General features: G+C 68.5%; 19 protein-coding genes. 4 read left to right on the forward strand and 15 right to left on the reverse strand.

From position 1 onward, the window contains the following. Positions 1-182: 182 nt before the first annotated feature. Complete coding sequence (locus tag ACT54R_RS07050) at positions 183-1502, forward strand: class I SAM-dependent methyltransferase (protein ID WP_476324871.1); 1320 nt, start codon at positions 183-185, stop codon at positions 1500-1502. On the opposite strand, the gene ACT54R_RS07055 is transcribed toward ACT54R_RS07050, so the two are convergent. From ACT54R_RS07055 to ACT54R_RS07085, 7 genes are all read right to left on the reverse strand, one after another. Then, positions 1499-2188: a GntR family transcriptional regulator gene (locus ACT54R_RS07055; protein ID WP_476324873.1), complete on the reverse strand. Its 690-nt coding sequence runs from the start codon at positions 2186-2188 to the stop codon at positions 1499-1501. The genes ACT54R_RS07050 and ACT54R_RS07055 overlap by 4 nt on opposite strands. A 38-nt stretch (positions 2189-2226) precedes the next feature. Next, positions 2227-2910, reverse strand: a complete 684-nt coding sequence (locus ACT54R_RS07060) for a DUF2848 domain-containing protein (protein ID WP_476324875.1) — start codon at positions 2908-2910, stop codon at positions 2227-2229. 92 nt (positions 2911-3002) lie between these two features. After that, positions 3003-4175 carry an ABC transporter substrate-binding protein gene (locus ACT54R_RS07065; RefSeq protein WP_476324877.1) on the reverse strand — a complete coding sequence of 391 codons (1173 nt, stop codon included), beginning with the start codon at positions 4173-4175 and terminating at the stop codon, positions 3003-3005. A 115-nt stretch (positions 4176-4290) separates the two neighbouring features. Beyond that, positions 4291-5016, reverse strand: a complete 726-nt coding sequence (locus tag ACT54R_RS07070; protein WP_476324879.1) for an ABC transporter ATP-binding protein — start codon at positions 5014-5016, stop codon at positions 4291-4293. A gap of 3 nt (positions 5017-5019) precedes the next feature. Continuing rightward, complete coding sequence (locus tag ACT54R_RS07075; RefSeq protein WP_476324881.1) at positions 5020-5781, reverse strand: ABC transporter ATP-binding protein; 762 nt, start codon at positions 5779-5781, stop codon at positions 5020-5022. Further along, positions 5781-6617 (reverse strand): branched-chain amino acid ABC transporter permease, encoded by an 837-nt coding sequence (locus ACT54R_RS07080; protein WP_476324883.1) that lies wholly within the window; start codon positions 6615-6617, stop codon positions 5781-5783. Before ACT54R_RS07080 ends, ACT54R_RS07075 begins: the two co-directional genes overlap by 1 nt. After that, a complete protein-coding gene (locus tag ACT54R_RS07085; protein ID WP_168461426.1) occupies positions 6617-7489 on the reverse strand; it encodes a branched-chain amino acid ABC transporter permease in 873 nt (290 codons plus the stop codon). Before ACT54R_RS07085 ends, ACT54R_RS07080 begins: the two co-directional genes overlap by 1 nt. Positions 7490-7953: 464 nt before the next feature. On the opposite strand from ACT54R_RS07085, the gene ACT54R_RS07090 reads away from it, so the two are divergent. Then, positions 7954-9660, forward strand: coding sequence for an AAA family ATPase (locus tag ACT54R_RS07090; RefSeq protein WP_476324885.1), 1707 nt, complete (start codon positions 7954-7956; stop codon positions 9658-9660). 95 nt (positions 9661-9755) lie between these two features. Here ACT54R_RS07090 and ACT54R_RS07095 read toward each other — a convergent pair whose 3' ends face one another. Continuing rightward, the gene (locus tag ACT54R_RS07095; RefSeq protein WP_476324887.1) at positions 9756-10664 is read right to left on the reverse strand and encodes a substrate-binding domain-containing protein; all 909 of its coding nucleotides are present in this window, start codon (positions 10662-10664) and stop codon (positions 9756-9758) included. 201 nt (positions 10665-10865) lie between these two features. Between ACT54R_RS07095 and mog the strand changes: the two genes are divergently transcribed. Beyond that, positions 10866-11399, forward strand: coding sequence for a molybdopterin adenylyltransferase (gene mog, locus ACT54R_RS07100; protein ID WP_476324889.1), 534 nt, complete (start codon positions 10866-10868; stop codon positions 11397-11399). Positions 11400-11406: 7 nt separating this feature from the next. Here mog and ACT54R_RS07105 read toward each other — a convergent pair whose 3' ends face one another. The 6 genes from ACT54R_RS07105 to fabA all read right to left on the reverse strand — a co-directional run bounded on the left by ACT54R_RS07105 (position 11407) and on the right by fabA (position 16848). Next, positions 11407-12297, reverse strand: coding sequence for a cation diffusion facilitator family transporter (locus ACT54R_RS07105; protein ID WP_476324891.1), 891 nt, complete (start codon positions 12295-12297; stop codon positions 11407-11409). A gap of 146 nt (positions 12298-12443) precedes the next feature. After that, the gene (locus ACT54R_RS07110; RefSeq protein WP_476324893.1) at positions 12444-13208 is read right to left on the reverse strand and encodes a bestrophin-like domain; all 765 of its coding nucleotides are present in this window, start codon (positions 13206-13208) and stop codon (positions 12444-12446) included. Between the two features lie 177 nt (positions 13209-13385). Beyond that, the gene (locus ACT54R_RS07115; protein WP_476324895.1) at positions 13386-14015 is read right to left on the reverse strand and encodes a thioredoxin domain-containing protein; all 630 of its coding nucleotides are present in this window, start codon (positions 14013-14015) and stop codon (positions 13386-13388) included. Positions 14016-14024: 9 nt separating this feature from the next. Next, positions 14025-14894 (reverse strand): enoyl-ACP reductase FabI, encoded by an 870-nt coding sequence (gene fabI, locus ACT54R_RS07120; protein WP_476324897.1) that lies wholly within the window; start codon positions 14892-14894, stop codon positions 14025-14027. 138 nt (positions 14895-15032) lie between these two features. Then, complete coding sequence (gene fabB, locus ACT54R_RS07125) at positions 15033-16250, reverse strand: beta-ketoacyl-ACP synthase I (RefSeq protein ID WP_168461447.1); 1218 nt, start codon at positions 16248-16250, stop codon at positions 15033-15035. 55 nt (positions 16251-16305) lie between these two features. Then, positions 16306-16848 carry a 3-hydroxyacyl-[acyl-carrier-protein] dehydratase FabA gene (fabA, locus tag ACT54R_RS07130; protein ID WP_168461873.1) on the reverse strand — a complete coding sequence of 181 codons (543 nt, stop codon included), beginning with the start codon at positions 16846-16848 and terminating at the stop codon, positions 16306-16308. Positions 16849-17172: 324 nt separating this feature from the next. Here fabA and mscL point away from each other — a divergent pair, with 324 nt between their 5' ends. Next, positions 17173-17637: a large conductance mechanosensitive channel protein MscL gene (mscL, locus tag ACT54R_RS07135; RefSeq protein ID WP_476326421.1), complete on the forward strand. Its 465-nt coding sequence runs from the start codon at positions 17173-17175 to the stop codon at positions 17635-17637. Positions 17638-17652: 15 nt separating this feature from the next. Here the strand turns inward: mscL and ACT54R_RS07140 are convergent, their stop codons facing one another. Beyond that, complete coding sequence (locus ACT54R_RS07140; protein WP_476324899.1) at positions 17653-18681, reverse strand: alpha/beta fold hydrolase; 1029 nt, start codon at positions 18679-18681, stop codon at positions 17653-17655. Positions 18682-18728: the final 47 nt, after the last annotated feature.

Below are 18728 nucleotides of genomic sequence, written 5' to 3' on the forward strand. Positions count from 1 at the left end.
CCTCCGACTTGATCGGAGGACCTATCCCTCCGCCGGCGCAACGGTCGACATGGGCCCTCCGGTCCAGCCGGAGGGCGACGGGGGGAGCGAGACGAACCGGCCGTTGTCGACCCATCGCATGAATGCGCTAGCATGGCCGTGAGCGACCCGGCGTCACCGGGATCATGGCGCGGAGGGGGACCATGCCAAGCGACACACAGACGGCCGGGGCGCGCGGCGGAAGCCTTGCCGACCGGCTGGCGGACCTGTGGGATCATCTGGGGCTGGAGGCCGCCCATGTGGCGACGCAGATGCCGGGCAGCCTCGCCGGCTTCGCGGCGGCCCATCCGGCGCGCATCGCCGGCCTGCTGTTCCACGAGCCGATAGGGTGCGAGCCCGCCGCCTTCGCGGCCGTGGGCAACCGCCTGACGGTGCTCGCCGGGGATGGCGGCACCTCCTCCCAGATCGCCGCCGTGGTCGCGGCCGCCCTGCCCGAGAGCCGCAGGCGCGTCCTCGAAAATTACGCGCAGCCGGGATGGGCGGACCATGTGCGCGACCGCACGGACGAGGTGATCGCCGCGCTGAAGGACCTGCCGGGCGCGGCCAGCACGCTCGCCCGCGCGCCCGCAAGCGGCGCCCATGCCGGCATCAGCTACGACATCCGGGGTGCGGGGCCGGCCCTCGTGCTGTTCCCCCTCTTCCTCGCCCCCACCCAGTGGGACGCCGCGCTGCCCCATCTCGCCGAGCATTTCACCGTGATCCGGCTGGGCGGCGCGCATCTCGGCGGCGTCTCGCTGCTGGAGGACCGCGCATCGAGCCCGAGCTATCGCGGCATGTTCTCAACGCTGCTCGACGTCATCGATCCCGGCCCGGAGGATCACGTGCTCGACGTGGGTGCGGGCTCCGGCGCGCTGGCGCGCATGGCGGCGAGGCGGGCGGGCCACGTCACCGCCTGCGATATCAATGCCTACATGGTGCGGGAGGGCGCGGACCTCGCCGCGCAGGAGGGCCTCGCGGACGCCATCACCTTCCGCGAGGCGGATGCCGAGCATCTGCCGTTCGCCGATGCCAGCTTCGACCACGCCTACAGCGTCACCGTGTTGGAAGAGTGCGACGCCGACCGCGCCCTTGCCGAGCTGTTTCGGGTGGTGAAGCCCGGCGGGCGGGTGGGCGTCATCGTCCGCGCCATCGACGGCCGCCACATCTTCAGCGCCGATCTGCCCGATGCGATCCGCGCCAAGGTGGAGGTGGTGCCGCCCATGGTGTCGCCGGGAGGTGTCGCCGACGCGAGCCTCTACCGGCGGATGCGGGCGGCGGGGCTTGAGGGCCTCGTGCCCTGCCCGGCCATGCCGGCCTTCGAGAATGGCAGCGGCTTCTGGCGCTTCATCGTCGGGCGGCTGGAGCCGCGCCTTTCCGCCGAGGAGCTTGGCGACTTCCGTGCGGCGCTCGCGAAGGCGGAGGCCGAGGGAAAGCTGTTCGTCACCTTCCCCCACCACGGGATGGTGGGCACGAAGCCGGCCTAAAGCTGCCGGTTCAGGTTCTCGGCGAAGGAGAGGATGTGGGCGCGGGTGGCCTGCTCGGCGGCATCGGCGTCGCGGGCGGCCAGCGTGTCGACGATGGCGGCATGCTCGTCCACCACGCGGCGGTGGTGGGCGACGTCGCGCAGGGAGACGAACCACACGCGTTGCGCCCGTTCGTGCAGGTTCCGCAATATCTCGCCCAGCACCGGATTGCGCGCGCCGCCGGAAATGGTGAGGTGGAATTCGCGATCGAGAGCCATCAGCTCGGTGATGTCGCCATCGCCCGCGGCGGCGGAGCCCCGGCGCACATTCTCCTTCAGCGCGGCGATGACGGCCGCGTCCGCCCGCTCGGCGGCAAGGCGCGCGCAGAAGCTTTCGTTGAGCAGGCGCACCTCCACCATGTCGCGCACCTCGTCCTGCGAGATGGGGCGCACGATGATGCCCTTGCGGGGTAGCACCTCCACGAGGCCGTCGCGCATGAGCCGGTCGAAGGCCTGGCGCACCGGCGTGCGGCCAAGGCCGAGAGAAGCCGCCACCTGCGCCTCGCTCAGCGCCTCCCCGGGACGGAAGACGCACATGATGATGCGCTGCTTGATGGCCTCGTAAGCGGTGTCACGCAGGGAGCGCACCTGTGCCGGCCCGGCCTCGGCCGGCGCATCCTGATCCATGTCGCGCGCATCGAGCTGCATGGCGCCCCCTCCCCCTTTGCCTTGCGTTGTCCCCGCGCTCAGCCGGCGATGGGCAGCACGGTCACGTCATAGCCGTGGCGGATGATCCGGCCCAGCACCGGGTCCTCGATCTCGAACTCGAACCGTGCGGCGGGGCGGATGCCGCCGATGGCCGCCAGCGTGCCGCAGAACATGGCGGTGCCGTCGGTGAAGCCCGGTTCGTATCCGGCGATGATCTCCTCCGGCGGCAGCATGGCTGCGACCGAGCCCTGCTGGTAGAGCACCCGGTCCCCGTCGATGACCGCATAGGAGCGGATGAGCAGGCTGTCCCAATGGGGCAGCAGCTCGTCCAGCGCCCAGAGGTCGGCGGCGACAGGCTTGTCGCACATCTGCTTGGACACGGTGATGCCGTAGGTCTCGACCTTGCGGTCGGTATGATCCGAGCCGACGCCGAGCCAGCGGCGCCCGTTCGCCTGAAGGATCATGAACTCCACCTCGCCGGACGACTCCGGCCCGGTGGATTCGATCTCGCCGGCCGTGGTGAAGCGGGCAGCGGCGACGCGGTAATAGATGGGCGTCGAGGCCGGGCGCGCGACGCCCAGTTCCTCCAGCTCCACGATGTGCTTTTCCAGCGCGACCTTGTCGCGGCCGGTCCAGCCCGCGATCACCGCATGGCGGATGTCGAGCGTCTCCGTGCGGCTCTCGCCGCCGGCGTGGAGGGTGAAGGTGAGCTTCGTGCCCATCGGTTTCTCTCGTTCAGAAGACTGGGAAAGAGACCGGCGCCTCCGAAAGGGGGAGGGAAAGGAGGCGCCGGCCGTACACACACCAACCGAGGTCAGTTCGGCGTGCGCGTGTCGAGCAGGGTCCACTTTCCGCCCTTCACCTCGAGGATGTAGACGGGCTTCACGGCGTCGCCGTCGGTGAAGGAGATGGCGCCTTCAAGCGCCTGATAATCCTTCAGCTTGGCGAGCTGGTCGCGGATGGCGGCGCGCTCCTCGGCGAGCTTCGCCTTGTCGCCGGTGACGCCCGCGCGCTTCATCGCCTCGGAATAGAGGTAAACGATGTCGTAGACCGAGGCGTCCATCTGGTTCGGGTCGGTGCGGGTCATGCCCGCCGCCTTGGTGCGCTTGCCGAATTCGGCGGTGAAGGCCTTGGTGGTGGCGTTCACCTCGGGGAAGAAGGTGGTGCCGATGGTGAGATTGTCGCCGGCGCCGTCCATGCGCTTGGGCAGCTCGGGATCGGCAATGGTGGTGCCGCCGACGATGCGGGTGGAGACGCCCTGGCGCTTCAGCTCCTTGGCGAGGTTCACCGCGCCCTCGGGCGGCGAGCCGAGGCCGACGATATCGGGCGCCATCTGCTTCAGCTGCGCCACCTGGGGCGACAGGTCGAATGCGGCGAGCTGGAAGTCCACCGAGCCCTTGGAGGGGATCCCATACTTCTCGAACATCTTCGGCACCACCACGGTGCCGATGGACTTGGACACCACGTCATCCGTGGCATAGGCCGCCGCGCCCGAGGCCATGGGCAGCTTCTTGTCCTTGATGGAGGCGAGCACCTGGTCGATGACCTTGCCCTCGTCCGTGGTGTTGCGGAAGCCGTAGGTGAAGCCCTTGGTGAGGCCGGGGGCCGAGGAGGCCATGGACATCTGCGCGATGCCCTCGCGCTCGCCCACCGGGAAGGTGGTGCGCACTTCCGAGGACGAGAACGGGCCGATGACGGCGAGCGCATTGGCATCCTGCGCGAAGGAGCGCAGCGCGGTGGTCGCCTGCTTGGGATCGCCGGCGGTGTCGAACTTCACCACCTTGATCTTCTTGCCGTTGATGCCGCCCTTGGCGTTGATCTCCTCCACCGCCATGTCGACGGCCACCTCATTGGTGTTGGCGAGGCTCACATAGGGGCCGCTCTTGGCCATCATGTAGCCGAGGACCAGTTCGCCCTCCGCCCGCGCGGCACCGGAGGCGACCAGCGCCGCCAGAAGGCCGGCACCGAACAGCACGCTCTTCTTCATGTCCCGTTCTCCTCTTGGCTTTGCTTCCCGGCCCCGGTCTTCGACCGGCTCCGGATGCCCACGCTCAATCGCCGCGCGGGCTTGATCCAAGGGCCCATGGGCCCCTGGAGGTGTCTCAATGGGCGGCCGAGCCTCCGCCCAGATACGCGTCCTGCAACCTCGGATCGGCGGCGAGCACGTCCGGCGCCCCGGCCATGGCCACGCGGCCGAGTTCCAGCACCGTGGCCGAATGCGCCGCCTTCAGCGCCTTGCCGGTGTTCTGCTCCACCAGCAGCACGGAGAGCCCGTCCGTGTTCAATTCGCGGATGAGATCGAACAGCTTGGAGACGAACAGCGGCGAGAGGCCGAGGGAGGGTTCGTCCAGCATCATCAGGCGGGGCTTCGCCATCATGGCGCGGCCGATGGCCAGCATCTGCTGTTCGCCGCCGGAGAGGCAGGAGGCGGCCATGTGGCGGCGCTCGGCGAGATTGGGGAAGCGGTCGTAGATGGCCGCCATCTCCCGCTCCACCGCCGCCGTGTCGCGCCGCATGTGGGCGCCGAGCCGCAGGTTCTCTTCCACGGTGAGGGTGATGAGGATGCGCCGACCTTCCGGCACCAGCACCACGCCGGCCGCCATGCGCCGGTGCGGGGGCAGGCGCGTGATGTCGGCCTCCGCGAAGGTGATGCCGCCGGCCTTGGCCGGCACCGCGCCGAGGATGGCCTTGAGCAAAGTGGACTTGCCCGCGCCATTGGCGCCGAGCACGGTGACGACCTCGCCCTCGTTCACGGTCAGCGACACGTCCGAGAGGGCCGCGACGCGGCCGTAGGCGACGGAGAGGCCGGAGACTTCGAGCAGCGCCATGGCTCAGGCCTCCTCGTCCGTGCCGATATAGGCCTCGCGCACCAGCTTCTCCTGCCGCACGCGGGAGAGCGGGCCTTCGGCGATCTTCTCGCCGAAGTTCAGCACCACCACGTTCTCGCAGATCGAATCCACGAAGTGCATGTCGTGCTCCACCACGAGGAGGGTGACGCCCTTCGCCATCAGCGCCCTGAGATGATCGCGCAGCGCATTCGTCTCGCTGGGATTTAGGCCGGCGGCGGGCTCGTCGAGCATCAGGAGGCTCGCGCCGGCGAGCGTCGCACGCACGAGGTCGATGCGCTTGCGCACGCCATAGGGCAGCGCGGAGACCATCTCGTCCGCCCAGCGGCCGAGGCCGCTCTCCTCCAGCGCCGCGCGCGCCTCGCGCTTCCAGCGGTGATTGGGGAAGAGGCGGTAGGGGGTGAGCAGCGCGCCGAGGGAGGAGGCGCGCACATGCTGGCCCACCAGCAGGTTTTCCAGCACCGAGAGATGCGGCATCAGCCGGATGTTCTGGAAGGAGCGGGCGACGCCGGTGGAGATGCGCTTGCGCGACGGCATATGCGTCACGTCCTGCCCATTCACCTCGATGCGCCCGGCATCGACGCCATAGACGCCGCTGACGAGGTTGAACACCGTGGTCTTGCCCGCCCCGTTGGGGCCGATGAGGGCGGTGGTGACGCCCTTCGGCACGGTGAAGGACAGATCGCGGATGGCACGCACGCCGGCGAAGGATTTCGACAGGCCGGTTATCGCGAGAGCAGCGGACATCACGCGGCCTCCGCCTTGCGCCGGAACAGGCGGAACAAAGAGGACGTCACCAGCCCCTGCGGCCGCACGGCCATGAACAGGATGATGAAGACGGCGAAAAGGGCATAGCGCCACTGGTCGGAGGCGCGCAGCAGCTCCGGCACCAGCGTGAAGAAGGCGGCGCCGACCAGCGGCCCCCACACCGTCTGCGTGCCGCCGAACAGCACGTAGAGCACGGTGAAGACCGACAGCAGCACGTTGAAATGCTGCGCCTCGACGAAGCTATAATGGTGCGCGTAGAGCCCGCCGCCGAAGCCGGCCACCGCCGCGCCCAGCGCGAAGGCCGCGACCTTCATGCCGCGCACGGAGACGCCGAGGAGGTCCGCCACCGTCGCGTCGCTCTTCACCGCCGTGAGGCAAAGCGCGAAGCGGGTGCGGGAGATGAGCAGCATGAGAACGACCACACCGGCCGCCGCCGCATAGACCACATAAGGCCCGGCATAGTCGGTGACGGGATATCCGGCCGCGCCGCCCACCACTTCCAGATTGAGGAAGACAGCGGAGATCACCTGGCCGAGGGCGAAGGTGGCCATGGCGAGATAGATGCCGTGGGTGCGCAGCACCGGCACGCCGATGAGCAGGCCCACCAGACCCGCAAGCCCCGCGCCGAGCGGGATGGCCACCCACATGGGCCACATATATTCGTTGGTGAGGAAGGCCGAGGCATAGGCGCCGATGGCCATGAAGCCGGCAATGCCGAGGTTCAATTGCCCCGCGGCCAGCGGCAGATAGACCGCGTAGGCGGCGATGACGTTGAAGGCGAGGACGACGAGGACGCCCGTCAGATAGCCGCTCATCACAGCTTCTCCCGGCTGGCGGCGCGGCCCATGAGGCCCTGCGGACGCACGATGAGGATGAGGAGGAGCAGGCCATAGACGGAGATGTTCACCACGTCCGCGCCGATGAAGGAGATGGACAGCACCTCCGCGAGGCCGATCACCAGCCCGCCCAGCACCGCGCCCCAGATGGAGCCCATGCCGCCGACGATCATGGCCGCGACACCCTTGAAGCCGACGCCCTCGCCCATGAAGGGCGACACCTGCTGGTAGTTCACCGCGAACAGGATGCCCGCCAGCGCCGCGAGCAGCGCGGAGGCGATGAAGAGCTGCGGCACGAGGCGGGAGATGTCGATGCCCATGAGCAGCGCCGTCTCCCTATTCTCCGCCACCGTGCGGATGCGCCGGCCGCCGGCGGTGGAGGAGAGATACCAGGACAGGAACGCCACCAGGCCGAGGGAGAGCGCCAGCGAGATGAGCTGGGCGATGCCGATGACGAGGCCGCCAAGGCGGATGTTGAGATCCGGCAGCAGGGCCGGGAACGCCTGCTGGTCCGAGCCGTACTGGATCAGCATCAAGTTCTCGAGCAGCACCAGGAAGCCGAGGGAGGAGACGAGCGGCACCTCCGGATCGCCGCCCTGCATGGGCCGATACGCGAAGCGCTCGACTAGCAGCGACACGAATGCCGCCGCCGCCAGCGCGCCCGCCGCGGCGATGAGGAAGGGCCAGCCCGCCTTCATCAGCCCGAAGGCGAGCATTCCACCCACCATGAACAGGCCGGGGAGCGAGAAGTTCAGGAAGTTCAGCACGCCGATGGCAAGGGTGAAGGCCACCGCCACCAGCATGTAGATGGCCCCGAGCATGAGGCCGTTGACGATCTGCTGCGCGAGCATGGGCCGGGGCAACCTTCCTCTCGTACGCCGGACGCGGGCGCCGCTCCTCCCCCTCGGCCTGAGGCCGTCGCCCGCCGAGGACGGCGGACGCTACGGAAGCGGGGCAGCGATTAGGTTTGATACAAAGCTATTTTGAGCGTGGCTTCAAGCTGAAATTTCAGGCGGATTTCACTGCATTGCAGCATGGTCCCCGACTGCGTGCACGCTGCGTCGCCAAAGGCTTGCGTCCATTCCACAGGAGCGCGCGGGCATCGCCTGCCCTCGACGCAGGCGCCTTTCTGCCCACGCCTGCGGCAGAGCGCCCTTATCCCGGTGCCCCACTCGCGGCGCCGGAGTGCCGACGCCGCGTGGCTGCGGCCCCGATCTTGCTCACGGCCCTTCATCCCCGTTCACGATGCCAGGGCGTGTCACAGGTCGGCCAAATTGTCGAAGCCCCGACATCGTTCGAGACATGAGGCTGCCCCATGAAACTCATCGTCGAACGCCTGGTGGTCGAAAGCCTGGTGGACGCCTTCCCGGACCAGGCGCACCTGCTCGCCCAGCCGCGTCTCTCGAGCCGTATGGAGCTGGGCCTCGATGCGCTGAAGCCCGACGAGCTGGCCCATCTGCACGAGCTGGTGCTGCGGACGGGCGGCACCACCATTCGCGGGCAGGAGGAGCAGCTCGCCAATCTCGTCGGCGTGTTCCGCGACGAGGGCCAGCGGTTCGGGCCGGACGAACTGGAAGATCTGGCGGGGGCCATCGCGCTCTATTTCGTCAAGCGCTGCATCCGGGGCTGGCTGTTCCGCATGAACCCCTCGGGCAAGCCCGAGCCCTATCTCATCACCCGCCTCGACTACACGCCCCCCGGCGAGGAGGAGGCCGGCCGGCTGATCGTGGAATTGAAGGCCAACAATCGCGGCAAGACCCACGTCGAGAATTTGCTGATCCGCTCCAAGGATCTGCGCGGCCTCACCATTCCCGGCACGCTCGCCGCCAAGGGCTGGCTGATGGAGGACGAGGGCCTTCTCGCCTCCTTCGATGACCAGATGGTGCGCTATTTCGAATGGCGCGGCCGCTATGGCCAGCAGTTCTCCGGCCGTGGCACCGGCCTTTTCGCCGAGGACCCCACCGCCAACCGGCGCGACACCGACTGGGCGCGCAAGGCGACCGTGGTGCTCTCCTCCTCCGGCAGCGAGGCGCGGCTGGTGAACGACGAGGAACTGCTGGGCGAGCGCACTTTGGGCACCGAGACGTCCGGCTTCTTCCTCGACAAGATCGTGAAGAAGGCGGACAAGCAGAACCTGTTCCACATGGCGGTGGACGAAGCGCTGCGCGCGGCGAAAGAGAGCATCCCCAAGGGCGCCTTCACCGACATGCCGGTGCATCCCCTGATCCTGATGTTCCATCTGGAGCTGCACCACCATGTGTGGGTGCATGTGGACGACATCAAACCTTACGAATACCACCCGGAATTGAAGCAGAAGCTGGTGCTGCCGCCGGAGCAGACCGACCTCATCGACATCCTCACCGCCGAGATGAACACGCTCATGGACGACGTGGTGGCGGGCAAGTCCGGCGGCACCACCGTGCTCTGCGCCGGCCCGCCCGGCGTCGGCAAGACGCTCACCGCCGAGGTCTATTCCGAGATCATCCAGCGCCCGCTCTACCGCGTCCATTCCGGCCAGCTCGGCCTCGACGTGGCGCACATGGAGCAGGCGCTGAAAGATGCGCTGACCCGCGCCCAGCGCTGGGGCGCGGTGATGCTGATCGACGAGGCGGACGTCTACATCAAGCGCCGGCAGGACAACCTCACCATGAATGCGGTGGTGGGCGTGTTCCTGCGCGTGCTCGAATACTTCAACGGCCTGTTGTTCCTCACCACCAACCGGGTGGACGACATCGACGAGGCCATCGTCTCGCGCTGCATCGCCCTCATCAAGTATCACTCCCCCGGCCCGGATGACCGGCGGAAGATCTGGCGGGTGATGTGCGACCAGTTCGGCCTCATCCTCTCCAATGAGCTGATCGACACGCTGGTGGAGATGTTCCCGGAGACGTCGGGCCGCGACATCAAGGGCCTCGCCAAGCTGGTGGCGAAATACTGCTCGCAGAAGGGCGAGCCGCCCTCCATCGACGCCTTCCGCCGCTGCGCCATCTTCCGCGCGCTGGACGTGCCGCCGCTCGCCTGAGTGACGCTCGCAGACAGGGCACCCCCATTGCCCTCACTGGCCCGCCCGGTCCCTCGGGCGGGCCTTTTTTGTCTGTTGAAATGAGGAAAGGGGCGTCACGCCCCGTTGAAATGGACAGTGCCGAAGCCGGAGACGTCATAGCCGCCCAGTTCCGCCGCCCGCGCGTGGAAGGCAGGTTCGCGGCAGAAGGCGACGAGCTTCTGGAACGACGGCTCGAAATAGGCCCGGCGCCAGACCATGAGGTCGAAGCGTTCCTCCACCAGCGGCACGAAATCGAGATTGTGCAGGCGCGCGGCGGCGGCGATGCCGAGACCCACGTCCGCCCGCCCGGCGGCGACGGCGAGGGCGAGGTCGGTCTCGGAGCGCTCCACCGTGGCGGCGCAGGCGAGGACGTCGCGGTTAAGGCCCTCGGCGGCGAGCAGGCGGTCGAGCACCAGTTCGCTCGCCGCCTCCTTCTGGCGCATCTGGAACCTGAGGCCCCGCGTCTCGGCAAGGCACGAGGGCGTGCGGGGAAGGCCCGGCCGGCAGATCAGCCCGCGCACGCGCCGCGCCCATTCCACCAGCACCCAGGGCGCGCGGCCGAAGCGCTGTTCCACCACGGCGGCGTTCCAGTCGTCGCCTTCCGGTACATGCAGGCCGACGGCGATGCACTCGCCCCGCCCCGCCCGGTCGAGGCCGTCGAGCGCGCCGTCCATGAGGCAGGCGATGCCGGAGCGGGACTCCCGCAGGGCCCATTCAAGCAGCGGATCATGGCCCCCGGTCATCACCGCCGGCGGGGCGGGATGGTCCGCCGCGACAGCATGGGGAGCAGCCGGGGCGGCGGCATGGGCCGGCGCGGGATCGGCAGAGCCGGCGATCCAGTCCTGAATCTCCTGCCGGGGAAACAGCAGCTTGCCCGTCACCCGCCGCACCGGCAGGCTGCCGGTGGCGACGAGGTCGTAGACCTTGCGCTCGCGCACCCTCAGCAGCGCCGCGAGTTCGCGGGTGGTGAGATATTCCGACATCCGGCCCGGCCCGATTGGCCCCGGCGAGGCGGCGCGCCGGAGGAAACGACACTTTCTTCTTATGTTCACATGAATACGGCATAGACGTCGGGTCGCAAGCCCAAATTGTCACCCTGCGACGGGGCACCGCTGGTACCGCGCTTGCTTTAGGATGCCGGGCACGCCAGCACAGGCGGAACGATTTCCAGCCGGATGTTTCACATGAGCCCCGCCCGCATCGGCATCGTCACCATCTCCGACCGCGCCAGCTCCGGCACCTATGAGGATCTGAGCGGCCCGGCCATCGAGGCCTGGCTGCGCCGCGCCATCACCAGCCCGTGGGTCGCGGACTACCGGGTGATCCCGGACGGGTTCGAGAGCGTGCGCGATACCCTCATCGCCCTCGCCGACGACGAGCACATGGACCTCATCTGCACCACGGGCGGCACCGGCCCCTCCCCGCGCGACCTGACGCCCGAAGCCATGGCCGCGGTGATCGAGAAGCCGCTGGCCGGCTTCGGCGAGCAGATGCGGCGCATCAGCCTCAATGAGGTGCCCACGGCCATCCTGTCGCGGCAGGAGGCCGGCGTGCGGGGCAAGACGCTGATCGTGAACCTGCCGGGCAAGCCCGCGTCCATCGCGGTCTGCCTGTCGGCGGTGTTCCCGGCCATCCCGTATTGCCTGGACCTGATCGGCGCCGGGCGCATCGAGACCGACCCGCAGGTGTGCGCCGCATTCCGCCCGAAAGGCGCGTAGGAGAGCTTCAGACCACCACCACGCCGCGGTGCTTGGCCTCGCCCTCGGGCTCCACATGGATGGTGATGATCGCATCGTCCATGTCGCGCTCGAAGGCGTTCTCGATGCGGTCGCAGATGTCGTGGGCGGCGGCCACCGTCATGTCGCCCGGCACCACCAGATGGAATTCCACGAAGGTGATGCGTCCGGCATGGCGGGTGCGCAGATCGTGCGCCTCGATGGCACCGGCGGCGTGCAGCGAAACCAGTTCGCGGATGCGCGCCACCACGTCCGGCGGCGGGGCGGCATCCATCAGCCCGCCGACGGATTCCCTCATCAGGCTCCAGCCGGTCCACAGCACGTTGAGCGCCACGAGGCCGGCGATCAGCGGATCGAGCACCGGCCAGCCGGTGACGGGCACCAGCACGAAGCCGACCAGCACGCCGGCGGAGGTGACGACATCGGTCAGCACATGCTTGCCGTCAGCGACGAGGGCCGGCGAGCGCATGGCCTTGCCCACCCGCAGCAGCACCATGCACCAGATGGCGTTGATGACCGTCGCGGCGCCGTTGATGAGCATGCCGGTGAACGGCTGGTCGGGCAGATGCGGGTCGAGGAAGCCGTAATAGGCCTCGCGCATGATGGTAATGGCGGCCACCACCACGAGCACGCCTTCCAGCACGGCGGAGATGTATTCCGCCTTGTGGTGGCCGAACTGGTGGTTGTCGTCGGCGGGGCGCGCGGACACCGTGATGGCGAACAGGGCGGCGGCCGATGCGGCGACGTTGATGATGCTTTCCAGCGCATCGGACAGCAGCGCCACCGAGCCGGTGATCCACCAGGCCAGCGTCTTCAGGCCGAGGACGATCGCGCCGACCAGCACGCTCGCCGCCGCAATCCAGAGCACCTTGCGGCTCATGTCGGCCTCCATTCTGCGCGCCGTCGGGGGCGGCGCCGCGGGTCCGTCCCGCGATGCAGCACGTACAAAACCCGGCGCCCCGGCGCAACCGCGCGAGGGTCGCAGTCCCGGCCGAGCTGCCGGTTACACCCGCTCTACACCGCCACTCAGGGCAGTTTCATGTGAGCGAGCGAGCGCTGCATGGCTTCCGGCCCCACCATGATGACACCGTCGAACGGCGAACTCATCTCCAGGATCAGGAAGATGGCGCCCGCCAGCGACAGTGCGCACAGGGGAAAGACGATGAGCGAGACCAGATTCACCGGCGAGAACAGGCCGAAGCTGGCGAAGATCAGCGTCAGCCAGACGATCAGCACGACGATGAACACCGGGGGGATATCCGTGACGCTTTCGGCGATGATCGTCCAGCGCAAAGCGTTGAGCGACTTGAACCGGTCGAGCGCCTCCGCCTTGAGGTCGGACTGCTCGGGTCCGGACGGCGTGAGGATGCGGATCTCATGACCCACTCGCTCCAGCTTCTGCTCGGAATCGAGGCTGGCCACCCGCATGCTCTGGTCGGCGGCGTCTGGCCAGGTCTCGCCGATGGCGTGGACCGTGTAGACCTTGAGCGCATCGCGCGCGGGCTTCGCATCGGGTCCGTAGTGCTGGAGCGTGGCGTCGAGAATGGTGAGGAAGGTCGCGTATTGCTGCACGTCCTTGCCGGTGGTGTCGAAATTGCCCTTCACCGAGGCGGTCATCAGGCCGAGGATCAGCGACGCCATGGCGGCGACCATGCCGACGCCCAGCTTCACCGCCTCCTGCGTCTCCTTGGAGAGGTGATGCGCCTTCAGCCAGCGCTGGGCGCCCATGCCGAACAGCGCCCCGCCCTCAAGCGCGAGAAAGACCAGTATCGCGACCTGCCACGCCTGCATGGCTTCCCCCTGGCCTGCACTGCCGTCTGACTTGTGCTGGATTATCGGCGCAGGCGGCCGAAGGTTCGCCCGATACGACGCCGGCTTCGAAGCGTAAAGGGAGAAATTTGCGGACCGGCGCCATGCCGTTGCGGGAACTGCCGTTGCAGGAACCGCGCTGCGGGGGCCGCGCGGCGATCAGCGCGCGGCGGCGGCGATCCGGGACCGCTTGCGGGCAAGGTCGGCATAGCCGGTCACCACGTCCGTCCCGATGACATAGGCGGGGGGATCGAGCACCCGGAGGGCGGCAGCGAGCGCCACGCCCTGAGTGAGGATGTCGGTGATGTCCGGCTGGTTGGCCGCGCGGAACACCTTGTAGTGGTCCAGCCCCTCGGCGCGCACCACGTTGATCGCCTTCACCCCGTCGATGTCGCCGGTGGTGGCGGCGAGCGCCAGGTAGAAGTCGCCGAACTTCCCGGGGTGCAGGGAAAGCACTGCCAGCGCGACCCGCGCGGCCTCGATGGAGCCCACGTCCACCCGCGGCGTCTGAACGATGGCATAGGCGAGCTTCGCGTCACCGGCGAGGAGCTCGCGCATGTCGAAGGCGGAGCGGCGCCAGTCCGGGGCGTTGAAATCCACCAGCTCGGTGACGAGGGGCTTGGTCTTCTCCGCCCCCAGCACCGCCTTGCCGGGCATGGCGTCCAGCAGCTTGCGCGCCTCCGGGGAGAGCGGATCAGCCGCCGCCGGGGCGACCATCGCCATGGCGGCGAGACCGGCACCGGCGGCGAGCAGGCCCCGGCGGGTGAGCGGGCGAGAGGGGACGCCCATGCCCCGGCCCTATTCGGCGGCCTTGGTGGGCACGTCCGCAGCGGCGCTTGGGGCCTCGGCGGCGGCCTGGGCCTCCGCATCCTCCTGCGCCTTCAGCACGTCGGGGTGCGGCATGGAGATGATGTTGTAGCCGGAATCGACGAAATGCACCTCGCCGGTCACGCCCGCGGAGAGGTCGGAAAGGAGATAGAGGGCCGAGCCGCCCACCTCCTCGATGCTGACCGTGCGGCGCAGGGGCGCGTGGCGCTTCTGGTAGTTGAACATCACCCGCGCATCGGCGATGCCGGCGCCCGCCAGCGTGCGCACCGGGCCGGCGGAGATGGCGTTGACGCGGATGCCCACCGGGCCGAAGTCCGCCGCCAGATACCGCACGGAGGCTTCCAGCGCCGCCTTGGCCACGCCCATCACGTTGTAATTGGGCATGACGCGGGTGGAGCCGCCATAGGTGAGGGTAATCAGCGAGCCGCCCTCGGTCATCAGCGCGGCCGCGCGCTTGGCGATCTCGGTGAAGGAGAAGCAGGAGATCACCATGGTGCGGGAGAAGTTCTCCCGGCTGGTGTCGGCGTAGCGGCCCTTCAGCTCGGACTTGTCGGAGAAGGCGACGGCGTGGACCAGGAAGTCGATGCTGCCCCAGGCCGCCTTCAGCGCGGCGAACACCGCGTCCACGCTGGCGAGGTCTTCCACGTCGCACGGCAGCATGAGGGAGGAGCCGACACTCTGGGCCAGCGGCTTCACGCGCTTGGCCACCTGCTCGCCCTGGTAGGTGAAGGCGAGTTCCGCGCCCTGACCCGCCAGCGCCTTGGCGATGCCCCAGGCGATGGAATGATCGTTGGCGACACCCATCACCAGGCCGCGCTTGCCCTTCATCAGGTCCTGCATAACCCACCCTCTTGCGCCTGAGACGCCGATAGCAGACGGCGCCCGGCCACGCCATCGCGTTTCGGCCGGCGCCGGCTCACCATTGATGACCAATCCTGAACGCCGCCTCCAGGCGGGACGGTCAGGCGTCCAGCACCCTCAGGCGTCGACGTGCTTGATGACGAGGCTGGCGTTGGTGCCGCCGAAGCCGAAGCCGTTGGACAGCACATGACCGAGCGTCACGTTGTCCACCCGCTGGCGCACGATGGGCATGTCGGCGAACGCCGGGTCGATCTCCTCGATGTTGGCGCTCTCGGCGATGAAGCCGTTCTGCATCATGAGGATGGAATAGATCGCCTCGTGCACGCCGGTGGCGCCCTGCGAGTGGCCGGTAAGCGACTTGGTGGCCGAGATGGGCGGGCACTTGTCGCCGAACACGGCGCGGATCGCCTCGATCTCCTTGAGATCGCCGATGGGCGTCGAGGTGGCGTGCGGGTTGATGTAGTCGATGGGCGCCTTGATGCCCGCGATGGCGAGCTTCATGGCGCGCTCGGCGCCCTCCCCCGAGGGGGCCACCATGTCCACGCCGTCGGAGGTCGCGCCATAGCCGGCGATTTCGCCGTAGATGCGCGCGCCGCGGGCCTTGGCGTGCTCCAGCTCTTCCAGCACGAGCACGCCGGCGCCGCCGGAGATCACGAATCCGTCGCGGTTCTTGTCATAGGCGCGGGAGGCCACCGCCGGGCGGTCGTTGAAGTTGGACGACATGGCGCCCATTCCGTCGAACAGCACGGACAGGGTCCAGTGCAGGTCCTCGCAGCCGCCGGCGAAGATGATGTCCTGCTTGCCGTACTGGATCAGCTCGTAGGCGTTGCCGATGCAGATGTTGGTGGTCGCGCAGGCCGCCGAGATGGAATAGCTCAGGCCCTTGATCTTGAACCAGGTGGAGAGGGTCGCCGAGGCGGTGGAGCCCATGGCCTTGGGCACCGCGAACGGGCCGACGCGCTTCGGCCCCTTCTCGCGGGTGATGTCGGCCGAATCCACGATGGTCTTGGTGGAGGAGCCGCCCGAACCCATCACCAGGCCGGTGCGGATGTTGGAGACCTCGTTCGGCTCAAGGCCCGAATCGCGGATGGCCTGCTCCATGGCCACGTGATTCCACGCGGTGCCGCCGCCGTGGAAGCGCATGGCGCGGCGGTCAACGACCTCTTCCGCATTCAGGGTCGGCGCACCGTGCACCTGGGAGCGGAATCCGAGCCGGGAATAGTCCTCGGCGAAGGAAATACCGCTCTTGGCTTCGCGCAGGCTGGCGAGAACCTCCTGCGTGTTGTTGCCGATGGACGAGACGATGCCCATCCCGGTGACGACGACGCGCCGCATGTCAAATCCCCATTGGAGTGCACCCAGTGTCGCCGCAGATCGTGGCGAGGCCTTGTCAGGCGCTCGCGGCGCCTGCGGGCTGGGGTGCCGTCTCGGCCTGGAACAGGCCCACCTTCAGATCCTTGGCGCGGTAGATCACCTCGCCGTCCGCCGCCAGCCAGCCGTCGGCGATGCCGAGCACCAGCTTGGAGCGCATCACGCGCTTGAACTCGATGCCGTAGACCACCTTCTTCACGCCCGGGAGAACCTGGCCGGAGAATTTCAGTTCGCCGAGGCCCAGCGCCCGGCCGCGGCCGGACGAGCCGAGCCAGCCGAGGTGGAAGCCCACCAGCTGCCACAGGGCATCAAGGCCGAGGCAGCCGGGCATGACGGGATCGCCCTTGAAGTGGCAGGCGAAGAACCAGAGGTCCGGGTTCACATCCAGCTCGGCGCGCACCATGCCCTTGCCGAATTCGCCGCCGGTCTCCGAGATTTCGGTGATCCGGTCGAACATCAGCATGGGCGGCAGCGGCAATTGCGCGTTCCCGGCCCCGAACAGCTCGCCACGTCCGCACGCGAGGAGATCCTCATACTCGAAGCTGGTCTGCCGGTCCGCCATTCTCGCCAGTGTCGCCATTTTAGTCCTCTGCACCGCCCGCAGGGGCAGCCGAGGGTTGCTGTTGATGAGCCTCTAGGCCCGCCCCCGTCATCGGCGGCGGGCACTCCCTAACATAGGGACGGGCGCGCTCAAAGTCATGAAAGCGTCACGTGTGGCACGAGGCGCGCGATATCCGGCCGCGCCGGGCGAACCGGATCGGCAGCTCGGGCGTTGCCCTTGGGGAGCGCGCGGGCGTTGCCCCCGGCGCGATGGGATATCCTGTCGCGCAGGGGCAAGGTGCCCCGGCGCCCCGGGCGCGACACCGGGCAGGAGAACGCAATGCCGATTCTGAAGGAGTTCAAGGAGTTCGCGGTCCGCGGCAATGTGGTGGACCTTGCCGTCGGCGTCATCATCGGTGCCGCGTTCGGCAATATCGTCACCTCGCTGGTGGGCGACGTGTTCATGCCGGTCATCGGCGCCGTCACCGGCGGCCTCGACTTCTCGAACTACTTCGTCCCGCTGTCCAAGTCCGTCACCGCCGCGAACCTTGCCGACGCCAAGAAACAGGGCGCGGTATTGGCGTATGGATCATTCATCACCATCGCCATCAATTTCATCATCGTGGCCGGCGTCCTCTTCCTCGTGGTGCGCGGCATCAACGCCTTGCGCCGGGCGGAGGCCGGCAAGCCGCCGGCCGCGCCGACCAAGTCCGAGGCGCTGCTGATGGAGATTCGCGACATCCTCGCCTCCGAACGCCCCGCCGCCCGCCCGGCGGTGCCGCCCGCGCCCCCGACCCCGCCGACCCTGTGAAGCCGGAATGGTGGCTCAGGGCTTCGCGCCCTGTGCCGCCAGTTCGTCCTGCCGCCGCAGGAAACCCCGCACCACCGCCACCGACTCGTCGGGACGGTCGTTGAAGATGCCGTGGGCGGCGCCGGGGATCACCGCAAACTCTGCGCCGCCCGGAACCTGCTCGGCGAAGGCCGCGACCGTGGAGATGCGCGTCTCGTCATACTGGCCCACGATGAACAAGGTCCGCGCCCCGTCGAGCCGCGCCAGCAGCGGCTCCCCATCGTAATCCTTCAGCGTGCCGGTCTGGGTGAACTCGCCGGCGCCGTTCATGGCCACATACAGCTTTTCGTTGAGCTTGAGATTCTGCGCCGCCTCGTAGGCCTTGCGCATGGCGGGCAGCGGCTCGCGCCGGTTGAAGGCGGCATAGAAGGCGCCCGACGCCGCATCGCAGGTGGCCGGCGGCGGCGGGGCAGAGCCTTCGCACGCGTCGATCACCTTCTGCACGTCGGCCGGGAGCGCCGCGCGGCGGGCGGCGACGTCGGCGATCCAGCTTTTGCCGGAGATGAAGGGGCTGGCCAGCACCAGTCCCGCGCGTGTCGCGGGTTTGCGCGCCGCCCATTCGAGGGCGATCGTCGCGCCCCAGCTGTGCCCCAGCACGTGAAAGCGCGGCAGCCCCAGCGCCGCGCCCACGGCGTCGATCTCGTCGGCGAAGCGGGCGACCGTCCAGTTAGCAGGATCGTTGGGATGGTCGGAGCGGCCGCTGTCGAGCTGGTCGTAGAGCACCACCATGCGCTCGTCGGCCAGTTCCAGCGGGTCGTGGAAGGTGGAATGCATCCCGCCCGGCCCGCCGTGGAGGAGCAGAACCGGCAGGCGGCCATCCCCGCTCACCCCGTTGGTGCGGACATAGACCCGTCCGCCCTTGACGGGAACCATCAGTTCCCGGTCCGCCGGGGGGAACACAGCCGGACGGGCCAGCGCAGGACGGAAGGGCGGGACCAGCGCCCCCGCGCCCAACAGAGTCCCGCCAAGGAACGAGAGGAAGGCGCGTCGATCCAGCCCGGCCATGATGCCCTACCGTCAGGAGGAAGGAGCATCACGGGTAACAGAGTAGC

This window comes from Xanthobacter sp. DMC47 (assembly GCF_056313845.1).

Coding starts and splice junctions, on each gene's coding strand:
- ACT54R_RS07105 (WP_476324891.1), bottom strand. CDS start 12,297: ATGAGCCGCAAGGTGCTCTGGATTGCGGCGGCGAGCGTGCTGGTCGGC.
- ACT54R_RS07050 (WP_476324871.1), top strand. CDS start 183: ATGCCAAGCGACACACAGACGGCCGGGGCGCGCGGCGGAAGCCTTGCC.
- ACT54R_RS07075 (WP_476324881.1), bottom strand. CDS start 5,781: ATGTCCGCTGCTCTCGCGATAACCGGCCTGTCGAAATCCTTCGCCGGC.
- ACT54R_RS07110 (WP_476324893.1), bottom strand. CDS start 13,208: ATGCAGGCGTGGCAGGTCGCGATACTGGTCTTTCTCGCGCTTGAGGGC.
- ACT54R_RS07115 (WP_476324895.1), bottom strand. CDS start 14,015: ATGGGCGTCCCCTCTCGCCCGCTCACCCGCCGGGGCCTGCTCGCCGCC.
- ACT54R_RS07080 (WP_476324883.1), bottom strand. CDS start 6,617: ATGAGCGGCTATCTGACGGGCGTCCTCGTCGTCCTCGCCTTCAACGTC.
- fabI (WP_476324897.1), bottom strand. CDS start 14,894: ATGCAGGACCTGATGAAGGGCAAGCGCGGCCTGGTGATGGGTGTCGCC.
- ACT54R_RS07095 (WP_476324887.1), bottom strand. CDS start 10,664: ATGTCGGAATATCTCACCACCCGCGAACTCGCGGCGCTGCTGAGGGTG.
- ACT54R_RS07070 (WP_476324879.1), bottom strand. CDS start 5,016: ATGGCGCTGCTCGAAGTCTCCGGCCTCTCCGTCGCCTACGGCCGCGTC.
- ACT54R_RS07090 (WP_476324885.1), top strand. CDS start 7,954: ATGAAACTCATCGTCGAACGCCTGGTGGTCGAAAGCCTGGTGGACGCC.
- mog (WP_476324889.1), top strand. CDS start 10,866: ATGAGCCCCGCCCGCATCGGCATCGTCACCATCTCCGACCGCGCCAGC.
- ACT54R_RS07065 (WP_476324877.1), bottom strand. CDS start 4,175: ATGAAGAAGAGCGTGCTGTTCGGTGCCGGCCTTCTGGCGGCGCTGGTC.
- fabA (WP_168461873.1), bottom strand. CDS start 16,848: ATGGCGGACCGGCAGACCAGCTTCGAGTATGAGGATCTCCTCGCGTGC.
- ACT54R_RS07085 (WP_168461426.1), bottom strand. CDS start 7,489: ATGCTCGCGCAGCAGATCGTCAACGGCCTCATGCTCGGGGCCATCTAC.
- ACT54R_RS07055 (WP_476324873.1), bottom strand. CDS start 2,188: ATGCAGCTCGATGCGCGCGACATGGATCAGGATGCGCCGGCCGAGGCC.
- ACT54R_RS07140 (WP_476324899.1), bottom strand. CDS start 18,681: ATGGCCGGGCTGGATCGACGCGCCTTCCTCTCGTTCCTTGGCGGGACT.
- fabB (WP_168461447.1), bottom strand. CDS start 16,250: ATGCGGCGCGTCGTCGTCACCGGGATGGGCATCGTCTCGTCCATCGGC.
- ACT54R_RS07060 (WP_476324875.1), bottom strand. CDS start 2,910: ATGGGCACGAAGCTCACCTTCACCCTCCACGCCGGCGGCGAGAGCCGC.